The organism is Paenibacillus sp. J31P190, from assembly GCF_059692075.1.
Window position 1 is genome coordinate 232,449 of sequence record NZ_JCAUAS010000006.1, and the last position, 22,100, is coordinate 254,548.

General features: G+C 47.3%; 20 protein-coding genes. 4 read left to right on the forward strand and 16 right to left on the reverse strand.

Annotated elements, in window-relative coordinates:
* Positions 1–46: 46 nt before the first annotated feature.
* The 6 genes from rpoZ to dapF are packed head-to-tail and all read right to left on the reverse strand — an operon-like array spanning position 47 to position 4,850.
* Positions 47–274: a DNA-directed RNA polymerase subunit omega gene (gene rpoZ / locus AC58U0_RS14560; RefSeq protein WP_056833077.1), complete on the reverse strand. Its 228-nt coding sequence runs from the start codon at positions 272–274 to the stop codon at positions 47–49.
* Complete coding sequence (gene gmk / locus AC58U0_RS14565; RefSeq protein ID WP_057303546.1) at positions 275–913, reverse strand: guanylate kinase; 639 nt, start codon at positions 911–913, stop codon at positions 275–277.
* Positions 903–1,163, reverse strand: coding sequence for an extracellular matrix/biofilm regulator RemA (remA, locus tag AC58U0_RS14570; protein WP_009672664.1), 261 nt, complete (start codon positions 1,161–1,163; stop codon positions 903–905). Before remA ends, gmk begins: the two co-directional genes overlap by 11 nt.
* 33 nt (positions 1,164–1,196) lie before the next feature.
* Positions 1,197–2,096: a YicC/YloC family endoribonuclease gene (locus tag AC58U0_RS14575; RefSeq protein ID WP_497379664.1), complete on the reverse strand. Its 900-nt coding sequence runs from the start codon at positions 2,094–2,096 to the stop codon at positions 1,197–1,199.
* Between the two features lie 14 nt (positions 2,097–2,110).
* On the reverse strand, positions 2,111–3,985 hold the full coding sequence (locus AC58U0_RS14580) for a bifunctional homocysteine S-methyltransferase/methylenetetrahydrofolate reductase (protein WP_497379665.1): 1,875 nt from the start codon (positions 3,983–3,985) through the stop codon (positions 2,111–2,113).
* Positions 3,986–4,019: 34 nt separating this feature from the next.
* Positions 4,020–4,850: a diaminopimelate epimerase gene (gene dapF / locus AC58U0_RS14585; protein ID WP_497379667.1), complete on the reverse strand. Its 831-nt coding sequence runs from the start codon at positions 4,848–4,850 to the stop codon at positions 4,020–4,022.
* Positions 4,851–5,191: 341 nt separating this feature from the next.
* Here dapF and AC58U0_RS14590 point away from each other — a divergent pair, with 341 nt between their 5' ends.
* Entirely contained in the window at positions 5,192–5,932 is a 741-nt protein-coding gene (locus AC58U0_RS14590; RefSeq protein WP_497379668.1) for an MBL fold metallo-hydrolase, read from the forward strand.
* Positions 5,933–5,965: 33 nt separating this feature from the next.
* Positions 5,966–6,553 carry a CGNR zinc finger domain-containing protein gene (locus AC58U0_RS14595; RefSeq protein WP_497379669.1) on the forward strand — a complete coding sequence of 196 codons (588 nt, stop codon included), beginning with the start codon at positions 5,966–5,968 and terminating at the stop codon, positions 6,551–6,553.
* 152 nt (positions 6,554–6,705) lie between these two features.
* Here AC58U0_RS14595 and AC58U0_RS14600 read toward each other — a convergent pair whose 3' ends face one another.
* Entirely contained in the window at positions 6,706–9,498 is a 2,793-nt protein-coding gene (locus AC58U0_RS14600) for a calcium-translocating P-type ATPase, SERCA-type (protein ID WP_060645169.1), read from the reverse strand.
* 223 nt (positions 9,499–9,721) lie between these two features.
* On the opposite strand from AC58U0_RS14600, the gene AC58U0_RS14605 reads away from it, so the two are divergent.
* Entirely contained in the window at positions 9,722–11,482 is a 1,761-nt protein-coding gene (locus tag AC58U0_RS14605; protein WP_497379670.1) for an Rqc2 family fibronectin-binding protein, read from the forward strand.
* Between the two features lie 63 nt (positions 11,483–11,545).
* On the opposite strand, the gene AC58U0_RS14610 is transcribed toward AC58U0_RS14605, so the two are convergent.
* From AC58U0_RS14610 to AC58U0_RS14635, 6 genes are all read right to left on the reverse strand, one after another.
* Positions 11,546–12,868 carry a UDP-glucose dehydrogenase family protein gene (locus AC58U0_RS14610; protein ID WP_497379724.1) on the reverse strand — a complete coding sequence of 441 codons (1,323 nt, stop codon included), beginning with the start codon at positions 12,866–12,868 and terminating at the stop codon, positions 11,546–11,548.
* Between the two features lie 42 nt (positions 12,869–12,910).
* Positions 12,911–13,792: a UTP--glucose-1-phosphate uridylyltransferase GalU gene (gene galU, locus AC58U0_RS14615; RefSeq protein ID WP_060645171.1), complete on the reverse strand. Its 882-nt coding sequence runs from the start codon at positions 13,790–13,792 to the stop codon at positions 12,911–12,913.
* Positions 13,789–14,646: a PHP domain-containing protein gene (locus AC58U0_RS14620; protein WP_497379671.1), complete on the reverse strand. Its 858-nt coding sequence runs from the start codon at positions 14,644–14,646 to the stop codon at positions 13,789–13,791. Before AC58U0_RS14620 ends, galU begins: the two co-directional genes overlap by 4 nt.
* 75 nt (positions 14,647–14,721) lie before the next feature.
* Positions 14,722–15,633: a selenium metabolism-associated LysR family transcriptional regulator gene (locus AC58U0_RS14625; protein WP_307443833.1), complete on the reverse strand. Its 912-nt coding sequence runs from the start codon at positions 15,631–15,633 to the stop codon at positions 14,722–14,724.
* Positions 15,634–15,745: 112 nt separating this feature from the next.
* Positions 15,746–16,183, reverse strand: a complete 438-nt coding sequence (locus AC58U0_RS14630; RefSeq protein ID WP_029195611.1) for a hypothetical protein — start codon at positions 16,181–16,183, stop codon at positions 15,746–15,748.
* A gap of 210 nt (positions 16,184–16,393) precedes the next feature.
* Positions 16,394–16,657, reverse strand: coding sequence for a YlbG family protein (locus AC58U0_RS14635; RefSeq protein WP_057303533.1), 264 nt, complete (start codon positions 16,655–16,657; stop codon positions 16,394–16,396).
* A 47-nt stretch (positions 16,658–16,704) separates the two neighbouring features.
* Between AC58U0_RS14635 and AC58U0_RS14640 the strand changes: the two genes are divergently transcribed.
* Positions 16,705–17,709, forward strand: a complete 1,005-nt coding sequence (locus AC58U0_RS14640) for an asparaginase (protein ID WP_497379672.1) — start codon at positions 16,705–16,707, stop codon at positions 17,707–17,709.
* A gap of 3 nt (positions 17,710–17,712) precedes the next feature.
* Here AC58U0_RS14640 and AC58U0_RS14645 read toward each other — a convergent pair whose 3' ends face one another.
* The 3 genes from AC58U0_RS14645 to AC58U0_RS14655 form a co-directional block, all read right to left on the reverse strand.
* Positions 17,713–18,162 carry a YlbF/YmcA family competence regulator gene (locus AC58U0_RS14645; protein ID WP_060645173.1) on the reverse strand — a complete coding sequence of 150 codons (450 nt, stop codon included), beginning with the start codon at positions 18,160–18,162 and terminating at the stop codon, positions 17,713–17,715.
* 128 nt (positions 18,163–18,290) lie between these two features.
* Positions 18,291–20,327, reverse strand: coding sequence for a helicase-associated domain-containing protein (locus AC58U0_RS14650; protein WP_497379673.1), 2,037 nt, complete (start codon positions 20,325–20,327; stop codon positions 18,291–18,293).
* A gap of 16 nt (positions 20,328–20,343) precedes the next feature.
* Entirely contained in the window at positions 20,344–22,026 is a 1,683-nt protein-coding gene (locus AC58U0_RS14655; RefSeq protein ID WP_497379674.1) for a DNA repair helicase XPB, read from the reverse strand.
* Positions 22,027–22,100: the final 74 nt, after the last annotated feature.

Consider the following 22,100-nt stretch of genomic DNA (forward strand, 5'->3'; position numbering starts at 1 on the left):
ATTTGAGAAAAAAATAACAACCACTAGGGTTGTTGGGTAAACCAATTTATTTCTTCTGATATTTCTCTGTCTCTGTCGTCTCAAGTTTCTCGTAACCGATATAGTTACCGTAAAGTTCTTCTAGCGCAACGCCAACATGTTTGTGGGCCTTTTGGCCTTTCAAATTTGATTTAGCGCCATCACGCAAAGATCTTGCTCTTTTGGAAGCAGCTACAACTAGTGAATACTTGCTATCTACGATATCAAGCAGTTTATCAATTGAAGGGTATAGCATTCAATTCACCTCATCCATCCATTGTACGATTTTTGGATACATCCGATCTTTTTTGCAATGTTCTGCTAAGAGAATCGCTTGTATTTTGGAACAAGCCGTTTCTACATGGTCATTCACAATCGCATAGTCATAGTGCTCCATCAAGCGAATTTCGTCCATAGCCACTGACATGCGGCTGCGAATGACTTCATCCGTTTCCGTACCACGCGTTACAATGCGATTCTCAAGCTCATCTAGGGAAGGCGGCAGCAAGAAAATGAAAACACCTTCGGAAAACTTTTGTTTAACTTGCAGAGCACCCTGCACTTCGATTTCCAAGATGACATCTTGACCGGAGCGCAGCGTTTCCTCAACAAAACGTCTCGGCGTGCCGTAGAAATTACCCACGTATTCGGCCCATTCCAACACTTCATCCGTTTCGATCATCTGTTGAAATTGTTCCCGAGTTTTGAAGAAATAGTTCACACCATCCACTTCCCCTTGTCGAGGAGAACGGGTTGTGGCCGATACCGAGTACACGATATCCGGTGAACACTTGCGCAGCGCGGCGCAAACGGTTCCCTTGCCGACACCGGAAGGACCGGATAAAACAATCAGAATGCCTCTCTCACGCTCAAGGGTATTCGTATTACTCGTCATGATCATCGTCCTTGTTGGAAAGTCTATGCGCTACCGTCTCTGGTTGTACTGCCGATAAAATCACATGGTCGCTGTCAGTGATAATAACGGCACGGGTTCTTCTACCATATGTAGCGTCAATCAGCATGTGACGATCACGCGCTTCTTGAATGATCCTCTTGATCGGGGCCGATTCCGGACTTACGATCGAGATAATGCGGTTCGCCGATACGATGTTGCCGAACCCGATATTAATTAATTTGATAGCCATTACGACTTCCTCCTCGCGAAGCTCCATGCCGCTTCACTCGATATTCTGTATTTGTTCGCGCATCTTCTCAAGCTCTGCTTTCATCGTGATCACTCTAGCCGTAGGCTCCGAGTGATTGGACTTGGATCCGATCGTGTTCACTTCTCGATTCATTTCTTGAATCAAGAAATCCAACTTTCGTCCAACAGGCTCTTTCTCTGTAAGCAATTGATCACATTGCTCAAAATGACTTTTCAGTCGAGTTAATTCCTCATCCACATTCGAACGGTCTGCGAATATCGCAATTTCTGTCGCTAGGCGCTGCTCATCCACAGGCGTTTGCTCCTGAAGAAGTGACTGAATTCTGTTCGTCATCTTAGCCGCATAGTCTTGAACCACCTGAGGCGCTAAAGCTACCAATTCGACATGGATTCGCTTCAGTTCCGCCAAGCGCTCGCGAATATCTTGCTCCAGAAACGCTCCTTCCCGCAGCCGCATGTCGGATAATCTGGCAACGGCCTCCTGCAAGCAGGCGCATAGTTCCTGTTCAATCTCTTCATCAGGTTCCTTACGCGACTCCTTCATCTGAATGAGATCCGGAAGTTTCAATAAATCTTTGAGCTCGACCTGCTCGGTATACCCATAGCGCACCTTCAACTGCTCAGCAGCCTGCAAATAAGCATCTGCCAAAGCAAAGTTAACCGTTACGCTCTTCGGGGAAGCCGTTTCACGTTCCGCCGTGACGAAGACGTCTACCCGTCCTCTCTTCACCGCTTGCAGCACCGTTTTCTTCAAAGCGTCTTCAAAAGCCGCCCATTCCTTCGGCAATCGAATCGACACTTCACTATACCTATGATTGACCGATTTCACATCGATAAACACGTTGTATCCCGCAAAAGAACGATTCGCTTGTCCGAATCCGGTCATACTGCAAATCATTCTAATCACATCCATTACCCTATTTTAATTCATTTTGAAAGTGGGTACAAGTGGAAATCATGCCGATTCGACTTTTCCCATACATACTTCGTAAGGTCAACGCACATCTCATAGGCCAGAAAAGGGGTCATCAGATAGATGCCATTAAAGAAAGGCATTGCTGCATCCAGCAGCTCTTTGGCAATCTCAACGCCCATTGCGCGCCCTTCTGGACCCTTGAGTCCACTCATGCGTTCCCTCACTTCATCAGACAACCGAATACCTGGAACTTCATTGTGCAGATATTCAGCGTTCCCTCCGCTAGCTAGCGGAGCAATACCTATGAAAATCGGTATATTTAAATGCTTCGTCGCTTCATAAATTTGTTCAATCAGCTTGGCGTCGTAGACGGGCTGCGTCATGATGTAATCGGCGCCTGCCTCAATTTTGCGTTCCAAGCGCTGAACCGCTTTATCCAGATGCTTCACATTCGGATTAAAAGCAGCCCCTACAACGAAGTTGGCCTTCTGCTTTAGCGGTTTCCCTGAGAAGGCAATGCCTTCGTTAAGCTGCTTAATCATCCGAATGATCTCGAATGAGGTCAGATCGTAAACGGAGCTGGACCCAGGGAGATCGCCGAATTTGGCGGGATCGCCGGTCACGGCCAGCACGTGGTCGATGCCCAGCGCGTGAAGACCCATCAGATGGGACTGCGTCCCAATCATGTTGCGGTCGCGGCACGCGATGTGGATCAGCGGACGCGCGCTTAAGCGTTCCTGCACGAGGTAACCGAGCGCCAGATTGCTCATGCGCGTCACGGCCAGTGAATTGTCGGCCATCGTAATGGCGTCGACATGCGCATCCTGCAGGGCCTTGGACCCCTGCATAAATTTCTCGATGTCGAGATCCCGAGGGGGATCCAGCTCGACGATGACGGTTTTGCGCTGCTTCACGATTTCGAGCAGCGATGGTTTGCCTGCCGGCGGCGCAGGCTTCGCCGGGGCGGGCTCGTTCACGCGCACAGCTCGCGCGGAGGGCATCGCACCAGGCGTTGCAGGGACGTAGCCTTGCAGCGCCTTAGAAACGGCGGCGATATGCTCCGGCGTGGTGCCGCAGCAGCCGCCGATGATGCGCGCGCCGAGGTCGGCGAAGCGCAGCGCGCTCTCGGCGAAGTACTGAGGCGTCGCCGCATAGGTGTAGTGACCGTCGACGTAGTCTGGCAGCCCCGCATTCGGGAACGCGGAGAACGGGATGCCGGCGATTGGAGTTAGCTTCTCCATCGAACGGAGAATCCCATTCGGACCGACGCGGCAGTTGAAGCCGATGACGTCAGCCCCGTCGTCGCGCAACCGCTGGAACGCTTCCTGCAGAGGAATGCCGTCCTGTGTGCTGCCAGTGCCTTCGTTAGCGAACTGACAAATGACAGGCAGCTCACTCATGCTGCGAATGATACGCAGCGCGAGCTGCAGCTCTTCCAAGTCATAGAAGGTCTCAAGCAATAGCCCGTCCACTGGCGAATCCAGTAAAATGCCAATCTGCTCGCGGAGTGATTCCTCAACATCTGTCGTACGAACGTTTTTGCGCTTGCCCGCACGAATAGATCCAATAGCTCCAACGACATACGCTTCGTCACCAACCGCTTTTCTGGCTAACTCAACACCTGCGCGGTTAATGGCTTCAACATCGCCTTCTAGTCCGTACTTGGATAATTTTTCGCGATTAGCCGAGAATGTATTCGTTTCAATAAGACGCGCACCTGCCTCAAAATAACGGCGGTGCACGTCAGCAACCGTTTCCGGTCTAAGCAAATTCAATTCTTCATAAGAAATGCCGACAGGAAATCCCAACTGATATAAATAAGTCCCCATAGCGCCGTCACCGACCAAAATGTCTCGCTGCAGCGCCGTACGAAGATCCAATTTCATGATAAATTCCCCACCTACTAAAAATGTAATTAACTTAAACCGTGCCCGTAAACACTTCTTCCGCAGGTCCGGTCATATAAACATGGTTGTCCGCTTCATTCCATTCGATAAACAACTCTCCGCCTTTGAGCGAAACAGTCGCTTCGCGGTCCGTTAAACCGTTTAACACGGAGGATACAAGCGTTGCACAAGCGCCAGTTCCGCAAGCAAGTGTAGGACCTGCTCCTCGTTCCCAAACGCGCATATCCGTGTAAGCACGATTTTTCACTGTTGCGAATTCGACATTGATTTTACGAGGGAACATAGGATGAACTTCTAGCTTCGGCCCCCATGCGGCAAGATCGAAATTCACAGCATCCTCTACATAAATGACACAGTGCGGGTTCCCCATCGAAACAGCTGTAAAACGAAACTCTTTCCCGTCAACTTCAATCGGGTAATTGATAACTTTAGCTTCATCGACCGTTGTTGGGACTTGAAGGCCGTTCAGGATTGGTTGACCCATATCTACGCGAACAGTCCGAACTTTGCCATCTTGTACATTTAATTGTACCTTTTGAACGCCTGCGCCAAGTGTTTCAACGGTAATCTCCGTTTTATCAATGAGCTTATGATCGTATACATATTTAGAAACGCAGCGGATGGCATTACCGCATTGCTCGGCTTCAGATCCGTCGGAGTTCATAATGCGCATTTTGAAATCAGCATTGTCAGAAGGAAGAATATAGACGATGCCATCGGCTCCAATACTAAAGAAACGATTACACAGCTGGATTGCACGCTGATCTGCATCAGCAGGAAGTTCTTTCTCACCAGCTACTACGATAAAATCGTTGCCTAGACCATGCATTTTTGTAAAATTCATTGTTTATAGCACTCCCAGTATGCGGTTTAGCCATTATCATAGCGTAAAACCGTCCAAATGCATAGTCCTTTCCCCTATTCAGAGCGATTCTCTCGCGTATTCACCATTTCATGAGCCAAGGGGAGAGTACCAATAGAATCCTAGTATAAGAATTAGTTTAATTGAGGAACGACATCGATTATTTCTTCACACCTAACTATTTTAATTTTCTCACTATAACCCTTTAAAATTATATTTACAGGTTATAAAATTAGTTCTATAGTGTAATTTATAACCTAATAAATATTTTTTAAGGTTATATAAAAGGGAAAGCCCCTACAAACCGAGAGGAATGATATTTCATGATAATCCAGAAGCTTCCATGGGCCGGCATACGTGTGCAAGGGGAAACAACAAATGTGGTGATCGACCCTTTATTCCATTTTCCAAGTAAATTCAACCTGCCACATGAAACTTTCTATCCACTTCATGAATTCGGTCCTGTCGATGCCGTCTTGATCACGCACCATCACGGTGATCATTTCGACCCTGAGGCTATATCCGCTTTCTACGGCGACGATATTCCAGTCTACTTCCCTAAAGAGTCAGCAGAGCTTGCGAGAGAAACATCTCTAACCAACATACATGAAGCAGCTTTAGGCGATTCGTTCTCGATCGGTGATCTTACAATAATTGCAACCTATTCGGTTGACGGCATTGGAGATCCACAAGTCGCTTGGATTGTAGAAAGCAGCGAAAAAAAACTCATTCACTGCGGGGATACTTTATGGCACGGTTATTGGTGGAAAATAGCGAAAACTTACGGCCCCTTCGATGCGGCTTGTCTTCCCGTGAATGCAGCTGTGTTGGAGCTTCCAGGAATGACACCTAGCGGGCAACCGATTACCCTATCTCCCGAACAAGCGGTATCAGCAGCAACAGTTCTTGGCGCATCCACATTAGTGCCAATCCATTACACAGCTATTCATCACCCGCCTCTCTATACAGAAACTCCTAACATACTTGCCCGCTTGCAGGCAGCAAACGCTGATAATAAAGTGAATTTGGCTATTCTAGCTTCAAAAGAAACGCTCTCTCTATAGCCAGACTTAATCTCAATTTGGAGCTGAATTTTTATGGATACATCGTTATTTGTCTTGGGCGGAGCCACTTGGATCAACTTACTGAACACAGTGGTCATACACGATAAACAACCGACCGATCTTCTCGCTGACCCTGTAATTACAATGTCATGGCTTGAGGAGAATGGCTTGTTGTTACCTGGCATGCATTCTCCCTCAGACCCAGCAAATGATGTCCGAATACGAACCCGGCTTGTCATTTTACGAGAGATTTTCACGCATGTCCTAAACGATTTAAAGCGCCAGGGCACCCTCTCAGCTTCCATATATGATGAGATAAAGAAATGTACGGAAGCCCTGGATATTAAACTGACAACGAGCTTCGAGGGCGCTAAGCTTGTATTGATGTATGAAGGTAAAACCCCTTTGGATCAAATTGCTTATACAATTATCCATTCGGCATTCGATACGTTAAGCAGCATCTCGCCGGACAGAATCCGAAAATGCGAGCATAAGGATTGCATCCTTCATTTCGTTGATGTCTCCAAAAGCGGGCGAAGGCGCTGGTGCAGCATGGAACAATGCGGCAATCGTCATAAAGCGGCGCAGTTCTACGAAAAGAAAAAAACGAAGAAAACCTAATTCGAGGAGGGAATTACAATGCTTTCGGAGGGCAGCTTTTTGTAGACGAAGCTTAGATTCTTCGGGTCATGGATACCATGATCAACTAGCTAGCTTTCAAAGCAAAAAGCCGCCTCACGGCAGCTTTTTTGCACTTCATAGTCATTTCATATTCATCTAAAGCTCGGCTTGGAAGAATTATACGAAACAGAACGTGAATTCTTGTTGCGTTTTGGCGACAGCACACTGCCCAACCCCATTAAGAAGGTGGGAATGCCAGCGGCGATCAGAACCAGAATCCAATCCTTCCAGCCAAGCGGAACGGTTTTGAAGATAGGTTGAAGAGCTTCCACATACATAACGGCCAGCATCAAGATAAGCGAGGAGAGCACAGCAAGAACAAGGTAACGATTTTGAAAAGGATTACGATGGAAAATAGAGCGTGAACTGCGGCAATCGAACACATGGATGAGTTGAGCCATTACCAAAGTGGCAAATGCGACGCTTTGCGCTTTCAGTAAGGTACCGGGATCGGATGGATTGACTCGTAATACGAGCCAGAAAGCACCCAAGGTGCAAACGCCGATAAGAATACCTCTGGAAATAATTTTCCAACCCAATCGTCTAGCGAAAATATTTTCTTTCGACGAGCGCGGCTTGTGCTGCATCAAATCCTTCTCCGCTTGATCCACACCCAGCGCCATAGCAGGAAGGCCATCAGTGACAAGATTCACCCATAGAATTTGAATCGGTACAAGCGGCAAAGGTAGACCGGCCATCATCGCAATGAACATCGTCATAATTTCACCCACGTTTGAGGCAAGCAGATACCGGATGAATTTACGAATATTTTCATAAATACCGCGTCCTTCTTCAATCGCCGCAACGATTGTGGAGAAGTTATCATCGCTAAGAATTAAAGAAGAAGCTTCCTTGGATACATCCGTCCCTGTAATCCCCATCGCGATGCCGATATCCGCAGCTTTGATCGCTGGCGCATCGTTCACGCCATCCCCCGTCATGGCGACGACATGTCCTTTGCGCTGCAAAGCTTTGACGATACGCAGTTTATGCTCAGGGGAAACCCTCGCATACACATAGGTATCATTCACTTTTGCATCCAGTTCATCGTCCGAGAGACCCGCAATCTGCTGGCCACTCATACTGACCCCATTCGTAGGAAGCATACCAAGCTGTTTGGCTATTGCCTCAGCGGTTGTCTGATGGTCACCTGTAATCATGACCGTTTTGATGCCTGCTTTACGGCACTTCGAGATTGATTCACGCACTTCTTTGCGCGGTGGATCGATCATGCCGGTTAATCCGACAAAAATCAAGTTGTTTTCCACATCTTCGTAATCCTCATAGCGGTCACTGCTCTTAAGTTCTTTGTAAGCAATCCCCAATACCCGAAGAGCGGATTTCGCCATGCCTTCATTGGCAGAAATCACTTTCTGTTTAAGCGTGGACGTGAACGGAATTACCTTCCCATCCCAAAGAATGTAGCTGCAGTGTTGAATTAGAACATCAGGAGCTCCCTTCGTGCAAGCCATCCGGCCATGCTCAGAAGTCACAAGCACTGACATCCGTTTACGCTCCGAGTCAAAAGGAAATTCGGCGATACGCTTATATTTCTCGCTTAGCGACTCCTGGGTAATGCCGCTCTTCGCACTAAGGACCACTAATGCACCTTCGGTTGGATCCCCTTTAATGTTCCAAACAGAGACAACCCCGTCTTTACCATCCTTGCCCTTCTTCCGTTTCAACTCCTGCTTTTCCTCAAACAAAGATGCATTATTACAAAGCACGGAAACATGAAGCAGCTTACTGAGTGATGGGTTCCTAAGCGCATCGGTGTTTTGTCCACTTATTTGGATATCCCCAACCGGCGTATAACCGTCACCCGTCACTTCCAGCACGTCTCCGCCGACCCATAAGTGGGTAACCGTCATTTTATTCTGAGTCAGTGTTCCCGTTTTATCGGAACAGATGACCGAGGCACAACCTAACGTCTCTACAGAAGGCAACTTCCTGACAATGGCTTTACGCTTAATCATTCGCTGTACGCCGAGTGCAAGCGCAATGGTAACTATAGCAGGGAGTCCTTCGGGAATAGCGGCGACAGCTAAGCTGACACCGGCTAGGAACATCGCATAAGGTGGTTGTCCATGCATAATACCTGCGATAACAACGAGAACAGTTAAGGCAAGCGCGACGATGATCAGAATCTTCCCAAGCTGTTCCAAGCGATGCTGAAGCGGGGTCTCCATAGATTCCGTATTTTGAATCAGATCAGCGATTTTCCCCATCTCCGTGCTCATCCCAACACGAACCACAATGGCTTTGGCTGTTCCGCGCGCTACCATCGTCCCCATGAACCCCAGATTACGCTGATCCCCAAGAGGCACCTCATCGTTAGATATAGCCGATGTTATTTTACTGACGGCTACCGACTCCCCTGTTAGGGCTGACTCCTCGATATATAGGCCATTCGTCTCAAGAAAACGCACATCTGCCGGCACCCGGTCGCCGCTTTCGAGCAAAATAATATCGCCTGGAACCAAATCACGAGCTGGTATTTGATGAACTGCGCCCTCTCTCCAAACATTAGCGTTAGGGGCTGACAATTCTTTAAGAGCACGTAATGAACGTTCTGCCCGAAATTCCTGCGTAAAGCCAAGAATGCCATTCATCACAATAATGACGATAATGGTAATGGCATCTAAATATTCACCCAACAAGCCGGAAATCAAGGTCGCCCCCAATAAGACCAGCACCATGAAATCTTTGAATTGATTCAAAAGCAGTGTAATCGGAGAAACACGCTTCCCTTCGGAAAGCTCGTTTCGACCAACTTCCGCCTGTCGCTTCCAAGCTTCCTCCCAGGGCAATCCTTGCTGCATGCTCACCTGCTGTGACTGCAGGACTTCCTCCGACGTCAACTGGTACCACTTATTCTGACTCATCCGCCCTTCTCCCTCCCACTTCCCATGTACTTGCCTCTCACTCATACGTAAATGTATTCAGACAAGCAGGAAAATATCCCTGAAATCATCTTTCTTGCCGACTAACGCTTAAGTTTTTGTGAAAAGTATGGCATCATAGAGGTTAGCAAAGTTTTTAACCGAGGAGCTAATTGCGATTTCAACGCATATTGCAATTAGCTCCCTAGAATGGAGTTGTAGCATCATGGCTTTAGACGGACTAGTCCTTCATGCAATTATTCACGAACTGCAAATGTGTGTAGGAGGCCGAATCAATAAAATTCATCAGCCCACCGAAAATGACATTATCATGCACATCCGAGCACAAGGGCAAAATGTGAAACTTCTTCTTTCAGCAAACCCTACTTATCCAAGGGTCCAAATCACCGAGCAATCCTCGGTAAACCCAATGGATGCTCCAATGTTCTGTATGCTGCTTCGCAAGCACTGTGAGAGCGGCGTCATTGAAGCCGTGGAACAAATAGGTATGGAACGTGTCATCCGTTTGCAAATTCGTCATCGCGATGAATTAGGAGATATGAGTACCAAACAGATTATTGTGGAAATCATGGGCCGACACAGCAATATTATTCTTCTTGACCCGGCAACAGAAACGATTCTAGACGGCATCCATCATGTAACGCCTGCCATCAGCTCTTATCGGATTGTCATGCCGGGAAGCAAGTATGTCACGCCGCCTGAGCAGGATAAGCAAAATCCACTAGAGGCCGATGCCTCTTCGATCTTGCGTGCAATTCAGCAAGATTCCGGTGAAGAAGAGTCCAAGAATAAGCCTGAACAAAAATTAGTCGCTGCATTCAGTGGGCTAAGTCCTTTGATCGCCAAAGAAATCGTATTCCGCAGCCGTCAAGGCGGGAACAACGAACAAGAAGATGACCCAGCGGCCTTGTGGACAGCTTTCGACGGTGTCATGACGGCTGTACGTCAGCATCGCTACGAACCCGTCATTATAGAGCAAGAAGGTACCGGTAAATTGTTCTTCGCTATGACACCATTAACACACATTACCGGCATTTCCACGTCCTATGCGACACCGAGTGATTGTTTGGAGCACTTTTACGGCGACAAAGCGGAAAGAGATACAGTCAAACAACGTGTGGCTGATTTGCTCCGTTTTTTGCATAATGAAGCGAATAAAAATGTTAAAAAGTTGGAAAAACTTCAAGAAACCGTTGATGACTCCAAAGATGCCGACAAATATCGGATTCTCGGCGAACTGTTGACAGCCTCACTTCACCTTATAAAAAGAGGGGATCGCGAGGTCGAGACCATCAACTACTATGATGAGGACCAGGCTTTGATAAAAATAAAGCTGGATCCTCTATTGAACCCTTCTGAAAATGCACAGCGGTATTTTAAAAAATACACAAAAATGAAAAACAGCACGGCGATTGTCGAAGAACAAATTGCACAAACTCATCAAGAGATTACGTACTTAAACTCCTTGCTCCAGCAGCTTAGTGTCGCTTCTTTAACCGATATCGAAGAGATCCGTGATGAGCTTATGGAGCAAGGTTATGTACGTGACCGCAATAAAAAACAGCGTAAAAAGAAGAAGAAAGATAAGCCGGCTTTGGCCTGCTACCTTTCTAGTGAAGGTGTCCCTATCTATGTTGGTAAAAATAATACGCAGAACGAATATTTAACGAACCGACTTGCTTCATCGATGGATACATGGCTGCATACGAAGGATATACCTGGCTCCCATGTTGTGATTCGCAGCGATAGCTTTTCAGAGACTACCCTGCTGGAGGCAGCTCAATTGGCCGCTTATTTCAGCCAAGCCAAACATTCCAGCCAAGTCCCTGTTGACTATACAGCCATTAAACATGTCCACAAGCCAAATGGGTCAAAGCCCGGATTTGTCATCTATGTGAATCAGAAAACGCTATTCGTGACACCGGATGAGAACATGATTAAGCAGATGAACGTAACGATAAAATAAAATTTCATTTGGCGAATAAAAGAACCTAGCGGGTAACCCGCTAGGTTCTTTTGTGTTATTTTTTTATGAAATAACCATGTCCAACACAGCTGTTTTTCTGCCGATCGACACATAGGTGAAACCGAGTCTGCTCATCTCTTCCGGTTCAAACATATTCCGTCCATCCACAATGAGGGGTTCCTTCACAAGGCTTCTAACCAGATGCCAGTTCATGCGGCGAATATCTTCCCACTCCGTCGTGATAACCACGGCGTCTGCCTCATGGAGGGCAAGATAAGGATCGGCGAACAGGTTCACTTCGGGGAGGAGCCGAGCAGCATGCCCGGTAGATACAGGGTCATAGGCATGAACTATGACGCCCCGTTCTTTAAGTGCGGCAATAATATCAAGCGCGGGAGCATCACGCAAATCGTCTGTATTCGGCTTAAAAGCCAAACCCATGACAGCTATTCGCTTCCCGTTCAAATTGCCGACTGCATGTTCAATTTTATGCACAAAACGTTCTCGCTGCAGGTGATTCACTTCAATCACGGAACGTAATATTTTGAAATCATAATCGACGTTCTGAGCAAGCTTAAGCTGCGCTTTCGTATCTTTGGGAAAGCAGGAGCCCCCGTAACCAATACCTGCCTTCAGAAAATGAGGACCAATGCGGCGATCCAGACCCATGCCTTTAGCCACAAGGCCAACATTAGCACCCACTTTCTCACACACATGAGCCATTTCGTTAATAAATGAAATTTTGGCTGCAAGAAATGCGTTTGAGGCGTATTTGATAAGCTCAGCGCTTTCACGGTCTGTCAGAAGCAATTCGGTTCGTAAAGAAGCGTGGAGGGCAGCAATTCGGGCTCCTGCTTCAAGGTGATCCGCACCAATAACGACACGATCCGGATGAAAGGTATCCTCTATCGCAGAGCCTTCTCGAAGAAATTCAGGGTTAGAAACGACATGCATGTCTAAATGAGCAGCAGCTAACGACTTCAGCTGCTCTTCTACCCAGCGGCCGGTTCCTACCGGTACGGTACTTTTCATCACGATGATCTTGGAAGTCGCGGAATAGGCAGCAATACTTGCGATAACACTGTTAACTTGGGTCATATCCACATCGCCATTGTCCTCTGTTGGTGTTCCTACAGCAATGAAGATGATATTGGATGAGACAATGGCATCACTGACTTGCGAAGTAAATGATAGGCGGTTAGCTAGCAGATTGGACATGACTAGCTCCTTCAGACCAGGTTCATAGATTGGAATATCCCCTTGCTGCAAGCGAGCTATTTTTCCTTCGTCACGATCAGCGCAAATAACCTGATGCCCCATTTCCGCGAAGCAAGTACCCGATACCAGTCCGACATATCCCGTTCCTATAACCGCAATTCGCTGCACCTGTACCATTCCATCCAACCTCCCAAGTTTCATCGCATTTCTCTATTTCAATTCCAACTGACGAATCAGAGATAATAGATAGGCTTTTACTTGGTCCTGTAAATCCGGACGCTGCAAGGCAAGCTCGATGGTCGCTTCAATGTATCCCATCTTATCGCCAACGTCGTAGCGTTTAGCCTGCATCAGATAGGCAGCCATTTGCTGCTGCCTGTTGAGTACACGCAAAGCGTCTGTCAATTGAATTTCGCCGCCGCGGCCAGGCTCTTGTCTCTCCAAAATACCGAAAATTTCCGGCATGATGATATATCGCCCAATAACGGCTAAATTCGATGGTGCCTGATCACGGTCCGGCTTCTCAACCAGATCCTCGATCAACTGGTACTTGTCCAGGCTGCTTGAGGGAGAGACGATACCATACTTACTTACATCTTCCCAAGGCACTTCTTGCACAGCAATGACGGACGTTTCGGCTTGTTCATATATATCCATCATTTGCTTAAGTCCTGGCGGCGAGGATTGGAGAATATCATCCCCAAGCAGAACCGCGAATGGCTCATCCCCAATAAATTTGCGGGCGCACAGAATCGCGTGACCAAGTCCAAGAGGCTGTTTTTGGCGAATGTAGTGTACATCGGCCAGATTCGAAACGGATTGCACGATTTCGAGAAGCTGCGTACTGCCTTTTTCCTCCAGCATCATTTCAAGTTCAACCGATTTGTCGAAATGATCTTCAATTGCGCGTTTATTGCGTCCAGTGACAATAATAATATCTTCAATGCCAGATTCAATCGCTTCTTCGACGATATATTGAATGGCAGGTTTATCAACGATAGGCAGCATCTCTTTGGGCTGCGCCTTTGTAGCTGGCAGGAAACGAGTTCCCAGACCTGCTGCAGGGATAATAGCTTTGCGAATTTTCTTCATGTATGCTGCTCCTTCTCTGGCTTAAGGCTTTGCAAAACATCGATTCCTATTCGCCTCGAACCGATAGGTGCGTGGAATACGACACCGCCTCGTTCACCATGGAAATCGGAACCAGCGGTTATGAGAAGCCCGGAGCGCTGTGCAAGGCTGAGATATTTCGCCTCTTCTTCCGAGGTATGATCTGAGTGATAAACTTCAATACCGTCCAAGCCTTGATGAATAATAGCTTCTACAAGGGCATCATCATGGTAAATACCTGGGTGTGCGAGGACAGCCTTTCCTCCCGCTTCTTGAATCCACCCAATCGCTGTAGCTGGCTCGATCCTTGGCGGATTGGCATAAGCGGCAGCACCCGTTCCTAAATACCGGTCAAAAGCCTCGCTAATCGAGCTCACATAGCCTTTATTCAGTAACACCGCAGCGATGTGAGGTCTTCCAACTGTGTCACCTTTACTCTTAATATTCTCTACTTCCCGCAGCACTTCCGCCATTGTAATGTCTATTCCAAGCTGCTGCAAACGCTCAATGATCATGTTATTGCGAGTATCTCTCGTTTCTCGCAAAGACGCCAGTCTCTGAAGAAATTGCTCATTATGAATGTCAATATAATAACCTAGCACATGGATATCCTGCCCACCCGCAACCGTGGAGATTTCTACTCCAGGCACGACCTCTATGCCGAGCTCACGCCCAGCTAAGAGCGCCTCTGCGACACCCGAGACCGTATCGTGGTCAGTGATAGCTATCGCGCCTAATCCTGCATCGAAAGCCATTTGAACGTTAGCCGCAGGGCGCTGGGTTCCATCTGAAGCTGTCGTATGTGTATGTAAATCCGCTTCTATTCTTGCAGACATTTTCTATTCCCTTCCTTCATCGTATATGACATTTATGAGCTCATCATTAATCGAACTGTAGATTTATGTAAAATATTAAAGAAAGCGGCTCAAATCCTCTTGCCGCAAGAAGGTCATGAAGCTTACTGCTGATATAGGCAGCAGTGTAGAGTTCAAGTAAATGGCATAGAAGCTGCGCTCGAAAGCAATGTTCTCGATCTGCTTCACTTTAAAGAGACCTAGCGTCACTTCATGCTTGACGGACGACTGGGAAAGAATAGAGATACCCAAGCCCGCTTCAACAGCAGATTTAATAGCACCCGTGCTGCCTAACTCCATCACAATCTTCATGGAAGAGCAATCCATGTTGCAGCGCGCGAACTCCTCTTCCATCACTCTTCTCGTCCCTGAACCTTGCTCACGAAGAACAAACGGATATTTCAGCAGCTCCTCCAGGGTTACAACCTCCATATCGGCTAGCGGATGGTCCGCAGGTACGATGAGCTTAAGCTCATCACTTAGAATCGCTTCAGTATGGACATCCGGATGATGAATAGGCGCTTCGACAAGTCCGAAATTGAGCTGATGGCCAAGAACCTCGTCCAAAATCTGAGTCGTATTCATCACTTTCATCGATACGGAGATGTTAGGATAGTCTTTGCTGAAGGGTCCAAGAAGACGTGGTAAAATGTATTCCCCCATCGTCAAGCTTGCGCCCAACTGCAGTCGCCCTTCAATCATTTTCGTAAATTTGGACATAGCAACATCAGTCTCACGGATAAGTTCAATGCTGTTTTTAGCAAAAGGCAGCAGAGCTCGTCCCGCTTCGGACAGCTCGATCTTTTTGGTACTGCGGTGAAATAGCTTGACGCCGAAATAATCTTCCAGTGATTGTACCTGCATGGTCACCGCTGGCTGTGTCATATGTAGGGCTCCCGCCGCATGAGAGAAGCTGCCTTTCTCCGCCACGGTAAAGAAAATATGCAGTTGATGAAAATTAAGTGCCATGTAAACCCGCCTCTCTTTGTTTCCATTATATGAAATCGCACGCACACAGTCCATTAAGACGCAAAAAAGAGCATGCCGTCATCGACATACTCCAGTTAAGGAACCTATTCGGTTATCGACGCTTACGACTGTTCTTGATCAATGTCATACGACGTGAGTGTCTAAGCCAAGAATAATAAGACTTCAAATCACGAAGCTCCATCGTTTCCGACATTTTCCCAAGGAACGTAACAATAATCATTTTGTGAAGCGGATTACCCACAAGATCGGTTTCATGCTCCAGATGGGAAAATTCGGCAACAACAACAAGGTCATCATCAATGAGATAAACGTCTTCTTCATTGCGATAATAAGGGACGATGCTATCATTTTTAAGCTTTTCCCACAGAAAAGCGCAAATTTCCTCGAGTGAATTGTTTTCGCTAGAAACACGATCACTCCATCTCAGCTTCGCATGATTCGTGATCACGACGTCCGCCACTTTCTTGTCACCCAGCTGTACGAAGAATGGTTCATAAGTACTCCATCTCCCCATCACCTTGTCTTTCATGATCACAACCCCTTTCCTACTAAAATGAGACCGTGTACCTATTCCCTATTTGCCTGTAAGTTATATTTTACTTGATTATAACTTTTTTTCCCATGAAAGAATATATAAAATTATTAATAAATATTTGTGAAATCATGAAAAAATGCTTATTTTCTAAAAATTCAAAAAATAAAAAAGCTTCTTGCGAAGCTTTCGTTTTGCACTGCAGCCTCAAAGGGTGTAAAATCTAGTTTTGTCCGGCACATCACTACTGTATTCGGTTTTAATTTCGTTACGGTAAGACTTCTCTACCTTCTTGACGTACGGGAGCTTCAAAAGGTTCCGTGTTGTCTCTTCTACTTTGCTGGCATGTATATAAAGAACGGCATAATTCATTTTCTTGGATATGTAATGAAGGGAACCGAACCGTTCCAAGTTTCTCGCGGCTTTGATATCGTTTACCCAAATGATTAATCCGCTACGCTCGATCATCATGATTGCAACCTCTTTTCAATAATCCTAGTATGGAGTGAACCCACTACATGAAGCCTTCTGACACCATTGTCCGCATATTCCGTGGAAGCCTAACAGAAAGTATTCACCGCGTCCACCTCGCGGTCGTTAACACTGGGGGGACGCTGCTGCATCAAGCAGGCGACCCGCAGCTGCTCACCTTCGCCCGTTCGACGGCGAAGCTTATTCAAGCCTTGCCGGTGATTGAATCCGGCGCGGCTGATCATTTCGGCCTCACCGATGCCGAAATCGCCTTATGCTGCGCTTCCCACAACGGGGAAGCTGAGCACGTGAGCACGGCCCAGGGTATCCTGGGCAAGCTCGGTTACCATCATGAGTACCTGCAGTGCGGTGCACATGAACCTTACCACGCGCCTACCGCACAGGCGATGCGCGAGCGAGGAGAATCCCCGAGCACCTTGCACAACAATTGCTCGGGCAAACATTCGGGCATGCTAGCGCTTAGTGCACACCTTGGTGCATCGCCGGATACCTACATGAGCATCCAGCATCCTGTTCAACAGCTTATGCTCGAGGCAGTATGCGCCATGACCGGCGTGCCAAAGCCGCAAATGCAGCTCGGAATTGACGGTTGTGGTGTGCCCGTATTCGGCATGAGAATCGACCAACTGGCACTTGCTTTCGCCAGATTAGGCCGCCCTGACGAATTGCCGCAAGCACGTGCAAACGCTTGCCAAAGAATTGTCGCCGCGGTGCGAAAATATCCTCAATTCCTCGCGGGAAGCGACCGCTTCGATACGCGATTAATCGAGGTAACCAAGGGCCGTATCATCGGCAAGATGGGAGCCGAAGGCATCTTCGCCATTACGATTCCTGAACAGGGACTAGGCTTCGTCTTAAAGATCGAAGACGGTAATGTTCGGGCCTTGTATCCAGCAGTCGTCGAAGCTTTGAAGCAGCTAAGTTTGCTTTCGGAATCCGAAATAAGCGAACTTGCCTCCTATCATACCCCTACCATTCACAACTGGCAGGGAACCGAGGTCGGAATCATCCGCCCCGATTTCCAGCTTTAGTGATTACCCGCAATTCCCGCTGCAGCTTCCACCGGAACTGCAGCCTTTGCCAGTTGGAAGCGGATTATTGCTTGGGACTTTAATCGTATCGGAGACTGCATGCGCGATCGTTGTGGAAACTGTAAACAGCAAATCGTCCAAACGGTCCTCAGCTTCTTTGAACCTACGCACCGCTTCAACAGCATGCAGCTTTTCCTGAATCTCATTCACCGCGGCTAATGCTTCGTGATAGCTTGGGTGGTAATGCCCGAAGCGTTCACATTCCTCGAAAGCATCTTTCTTTCTGGCGAAAACCGCTTTAAGATCCCGCACTTCCGCGCTGTTCTCCACAGCGATCTTCCAATATAAATAATCTGCCACTTCAGCAGAGGAATTAATCATATCACCCATGTCATAGGCCTGCATAAGAACGGCCGACATATCTATTGTTTCTGCTTCCAATGTTTGTAACATAACTAAGATCAACATCCTTCCTCTCAAAAAATATATAACATCTCTACTATACCACAGTTCCCCAAGAGTTTCTTCCTTTTCTCTTTGCAACGAAATCCTCGTCCATTTGCTCAATGGCTAATGCTAATCTACGTATAAACACCTTCATCATTAATACCAGGCAAAATAAGCTTCATTTCCTCCCAATCCTCGCTAACCAAAGAAATCTCCTGATATTCCTCCAGTCCTTCCAATATCCAGCCCGATCGTTCTTCGCGCAGAATTCGGGGGATGATGAAGCGATTTTGTCCTTCTTTTCGAAGCTGCAAAACGCTTTTCCATTCGATAGCTTTGCGGATCATCTCTTTGCGAGTAGAGCCGTGATACTCACGAAATTCCTTAATCCAGCTTACAGGAATCTCCTGCATATCCGGATACAATTCGTCCCGTTCCGGCAAGTGGGTATCCATTTCATAGAGCTGGATGGTATCCCGTGAATAACAAAGGCCGCCTGTCTGATTTTCGGACGAAATCAAGGCATTGGAAATCGCAGTATTCTCGTCTTTTCGGCTGCTTCTTGGATGGAACCCCATATTCTCAAGACACTTCGTGAGCATTGTAAGATGTTCACGCAATATAATAAAGTCTGAGCCGCCAACGCGTTCCCCAAGAAGCGGCAGGCATTTCTCGTTTCTAAGCAAGGCCTCGGCTATATCCTCGGAACGGCAGCGAAGCAGCGTTACTTCTTCGATATACAGCTTACCGGCCTGCTCTCCCCATTGCTGTAAAGTAATCGTTATATGTGCAGGTACTTCGTAAAGAGCATTCTCGTGCAGCATCCGAATCATTTCTTCACTGCTCATCCCCTTTTCCCAAGAACGGTAGAAGCTTTCTTTGGTAACCCGATAGGTACGAACAAGATCTGTCGTTTGGAGATCAGCGAAAGCCGCGATATCCCATTCTGTGCGAAGAGATACATCAGGGGGGAGCAATATTTCGAAATCCGGCTGCACATAAAGCGAAGGACTCACCTCCACATACGTTTCAAACGATCTGAAGTCCTTATCCTTATAGTGTAAGACCTCTTGTATCGGCGTAATTAACCATCGAAACCATATATGATTTTCCTTGTCGGTACCCAACTCTATGAAACGGAAAACAGACAAAGGAGCCATCCAAGTGGTCATGATAGCCTTTCGAAGTGATGATTCATCCGTCACCTGCCCCACAAGGGAACAGCAAGAACGGATTCCTTTTACGATAACGTCCACATCATACCATTGCCCAAACTCTCCTCTCTCCATCAATGATATGCCATGTTCAAGCCAGACAGGCGCAGGAACCAACAATTGACGCCATATCTGGTATAATTGCCCCTGCTGGCTTTCGTAAGAGTCCTGAAGCCATCTTAGAAAGGCCATCTGATTGATGAGGTAACGGTCACCTTGGCTATGAATAGAAAGGAAACCCATGCGAATAGCCATTTCAATCATTAGCGCGGCAGGTTCGTCATAAACGTCTCTAAATGCGTAATTAAGCCCAGCAGAGCGTAAAATATCATTGGGCAAGGCGAGATGTTCCGTTAGCTTTTGCAGCTGTTTTTTATGTAAAGTCCCTTTGTTCGTGAGAGGCAGAGATGATTGTTGGTTACAAGCAACCTGAAAATGAAACAGCTGCTGGGCCAAGCCTCTAGGATTAAACGGTACTGCTGTATCTGATGTGTTTAATTGCCCTAAGTCCCCGGCTTCCCACAGCTCAATTACCATATCCTCGTTAGTTGTTTGAAGCTGATTTGACGGAAATAATAACATTTGCCACGCTGCAAAAGCATCCTCAGGCAGGATAAAAAGCTGCTCCCCCCATGCTTTGCGAAAAGCCGCAATAATGCCTGCTCTTCTAAGCCCTACAAGGCCTAGAGCGACTTGCGCGCCAGCCATACGAAGAGCTGCTTGCTTTTCCAACGCGTCTCTTGTAAACGGTTCACACCCAAATGCGGATACGATGAGACGCAGCGTATGCTTTTCATCCAATGACAAATGCCGGTTCAACTCCGCAAGGTACTTCCGATCAGTCATTAAATCAGATAATGCCACGCCTTGTTCCAGGAAAGATGAGCACCATTTTTGTTCCATAATGAGCTGTCTCAGTTCTCGGGGCATTTTGCTATCCAAATGTTCAAATTTCATTCTGTGCTCCTTCTCGTCATTTCGCTGCTTGATTCCAACTCGTTATGCTATATTGATAGCCCTGTTCAACAAGAAACAACTGCCTTTTCATAGCAAAATCCTGCTCCTTCGTATCCTCGCTAATCAGAGAATAGAAGACAGCAGCGTTAGTACCGCTGCTCTTAGGACGAAGGATGCGCCCTAGCCGCTGCGCCTCTTCTTGCCGCGAACCATAGCTACCCGACACCTGAATGGCTACGACGGCGTCGGGCAGATCCACAGCAAAATTGGCAACCTTGGATACAATAAGGAGAGGCAGCCGCCCCTTCTTGAATTGTTCGTATAGGTCTTCTCGGAGTTCATGCGCCACTCCGCCGCTGATCATGGGCGCGCCGGTATGGGCAGCTATGAGTTCTAATTGACTAATATATTGGCCGATGATTAACGTCTGTTCATTAGCATGAAGCCGTAATAAGTGGTCAATAACGTCTAGCTTAGCGGCGTTTTCTCCAGCGATCCTGAACTGCTGCCTAGCTCCCGAGGCTCCATAACGATCCCGATCATGAGCCGATAAAGGCACTCGTACTTCCTTGCAGGCTACCTTGGCTATCCAGCCCTTTGACTCAAGCTCTTTCCAAGCCATATCATATTTCTTCGGTCCCACAAGCGAGAAAACGTCTTCTTCTCGGCCGTCTTCCCTAATCAACGTAGCCGTTAATCCGAGTCTGCGAGTCGCTTGTATCTCTGCTGTAGCCCGAAAAACGGGGGCTGGCAAAAGATGAACCTCATCATAAATAATCAACCCCCAGTCTCTCTGACTGAACAGCCGCATGTGCGAGAATTCGTCTTCTTTCTTCCCACGATGCGTCAAAATCTGATATGTCGCAATCGTAATAGGCCTTACTTCCTTCGTAGCGCCGTTATATTCCCCTACCTGGTCTTCCGCCAAGCCTGTTTTGCTCAAAATCTCACGTTTCCACTGCTTCACCGAAGTAACATTGGTTGTCAGAATCAATGTCGCACAGTTGCACCTGGCCATCGCGGCAATGCCGACCACCGTCTTCCCTGCTCCACAGGGAAGTACCAACACACCGCTGCCGCCTTCTCCGACACGGTTAAAAGCATCTACAGCATGCTTTTGATAATCCCGCAGCTGGAAAGGCGCTTCCATCGTATCTTCATTCCGAAGCTGAATAGGAAGAAACTCACCGCTGCGATAAGCGGCCAAATCTTCTACAGGATACCCCAGCTTGATTAGTTCTTGCTTCAAGACACCACGTGAAATCGGAGAAATAGCAATAGCCCGCTCTCCGCGGGTATCCTCCAAATACCTCTTCAACGAATCGTACGCGCTAATTTCTTTTAACACGACTGTATCATCGCTAACTAAATAGAGCTCATTTCCGACATTCTCCATACGCAGTATGCCATACCGATTCACATATTTACGTATGCTGCTCAGTACCGCGGTAGGGACACCAAATTTGGCATTTCGCTGTAAAAAGTCCGACATTTCTTCTATTGGCATCCCAGCAGCTGATGCATTCCATAGCGATAATGGCGTAATCCGATACGTATGGAGATGCTCCGGGCTTTTGATCAGATCCGCGAAACGGGATATCGTCCCCCTTACAGCTTCAAATTCCGGGTGATTCGTTTCCACTAATATCGATAAATCGCTCTGAACAATCAGAGGACGGGTAGGATCCATGGCAATCATGTGCTGCCTCCTTTTTTCCTAGTATGAAAGGAAAGCACTTGATTTAAACATCCCCACCATGCTAACGTCTAAAA

Bases quoted from the DNA above. Each gene is read 5' to 3' on its own strand.
- rpoZ (WP_056833077.1), bottom strand. From the start codon at position 274: ATGCTATACCCTTCAATTGATAAACTGCTTGATATCGTAGATAGCAAG.
- gmk (WP_057303546.1), bottom strand. From the start codon at position 913: ATGACGAGTAATACGAATACCCTTGAGCGTGAGAGAGGCATTCTGATT.
- remA (WP_009672664.1), bottom strand. From the start codon at position 1,163: ATGGCTATCAAATTAATTAATATCGGGTTCGGCAACATCGTATCGGCG.
- AC58U0_RS14575 (WP_497379664.1), bottom strand. From the start codon at position 2,096: ATGGATGTGATTAGAATGATTTGCAGTATGACCGGATTCGGACAAGCG.
- AC58U0_RS14580 (WP_497379665.1), bottom strand. From the start codon at position 3,985: ATGAAATTGGATCTTCGTACGGCGCTGCAGCGAGACATTTTGGTCGGT.
- dapF (WP_497379667.1), bottom strand. From the start codon at position 4,850: ATGAATTTTACAAAAATGCATGGTCTAGGCAACGATTTTATCGTAGTA.
- AC58U0_RS14590 (WP_497379668.1), top strand. From the start codon at position 5,192: ATGATAATCCAGAAGCTTCCATGGGCCGGCATACGTGTGCAAGGGGAA.
- AC58U0_RS14595 (WP_497379669.1), top strand. From the start codon at position 5,966: ATGGATACATCGTTATTTGTCTTGGGCGGAGCCACTTGGATCAACTTA.
- AC58U0_RS14600 (WP_060645169.1), bottom strand. From the start codon at position 9,498: ATGAGTCAGAATAAGTGGTACCAGTTGACGTCGGAGGAAGTCCTGCAG.
- AC58U0_RS14605 (WP_497379670.1), top strand. From the start codon at position 9,722: ATGGCTTTAGACGGACTAGTCCTTCATGCAATTATTCACGAACTGCAA.
- galU (WP_060645171.1), bottom strand. From the start codon at position 13,792: ATGAAGAAAATTCGCAAAGCTATTATCCCTGCAGCAGGTCTGGGAACT.
- AC58U0_RS14620 (WP_497379671.1), bottom strand. From the start codon at position 14,646: ATGTCTGCAAGAATAGAAGCGGATTTACATACACATACGACAGCTTCA.
- AC58U0_RS14625 (WP_307443833.1), bottom strand. From the start codon at position 15,633: ATGGCACTTAATTTTCATCAACTGCATATTTTCTTTACCGTGGCGGAG.
- AC58U0_RS14630 (WP_029195611.1), bottom strand. From the start codon at position 16,183: ATGAAAGACAAGGTGATGGGGAGATGGAGTACTTATGAACCATTCTTC.
- AC58U0_RS14635 (WP_057303533.1), bottom strand. From the start codon at position 16,657: ATGATGATCGAGCGTAGCGGATTAATCATTTGGGTAAACGATATCAAA.
- AC58U0_RS14640 (WP_497379672.1), top strand. From the start codon at position 16,705: ATGAAGCCTTCTGACACCATTGTCCGCATATTCCGTGGAAGCCTAACA.
- AC58U0_RS14645 (WP_060645173.1), bottom strand. From the start codon at position 18,162: ATGTTACAAACATTGGAAGCAGAAACAATAGATATGTCGGCCGTTCTT.
- AC58U0_RS14650 (WP_497379673.1), bottom strand. From the start codon at position 20,327: ATGAAATTTGAACATTTGGATAGCAAAATGCCCCGAGAACTGAGACAG.
- AC58U0_RS14655 (WP_497379674.1), bottom strand. From the start codon at position 22,026: ATGATTGCCATGGATCCTACCCGTCCTCTGATTGTTCAGAGCGATTTA.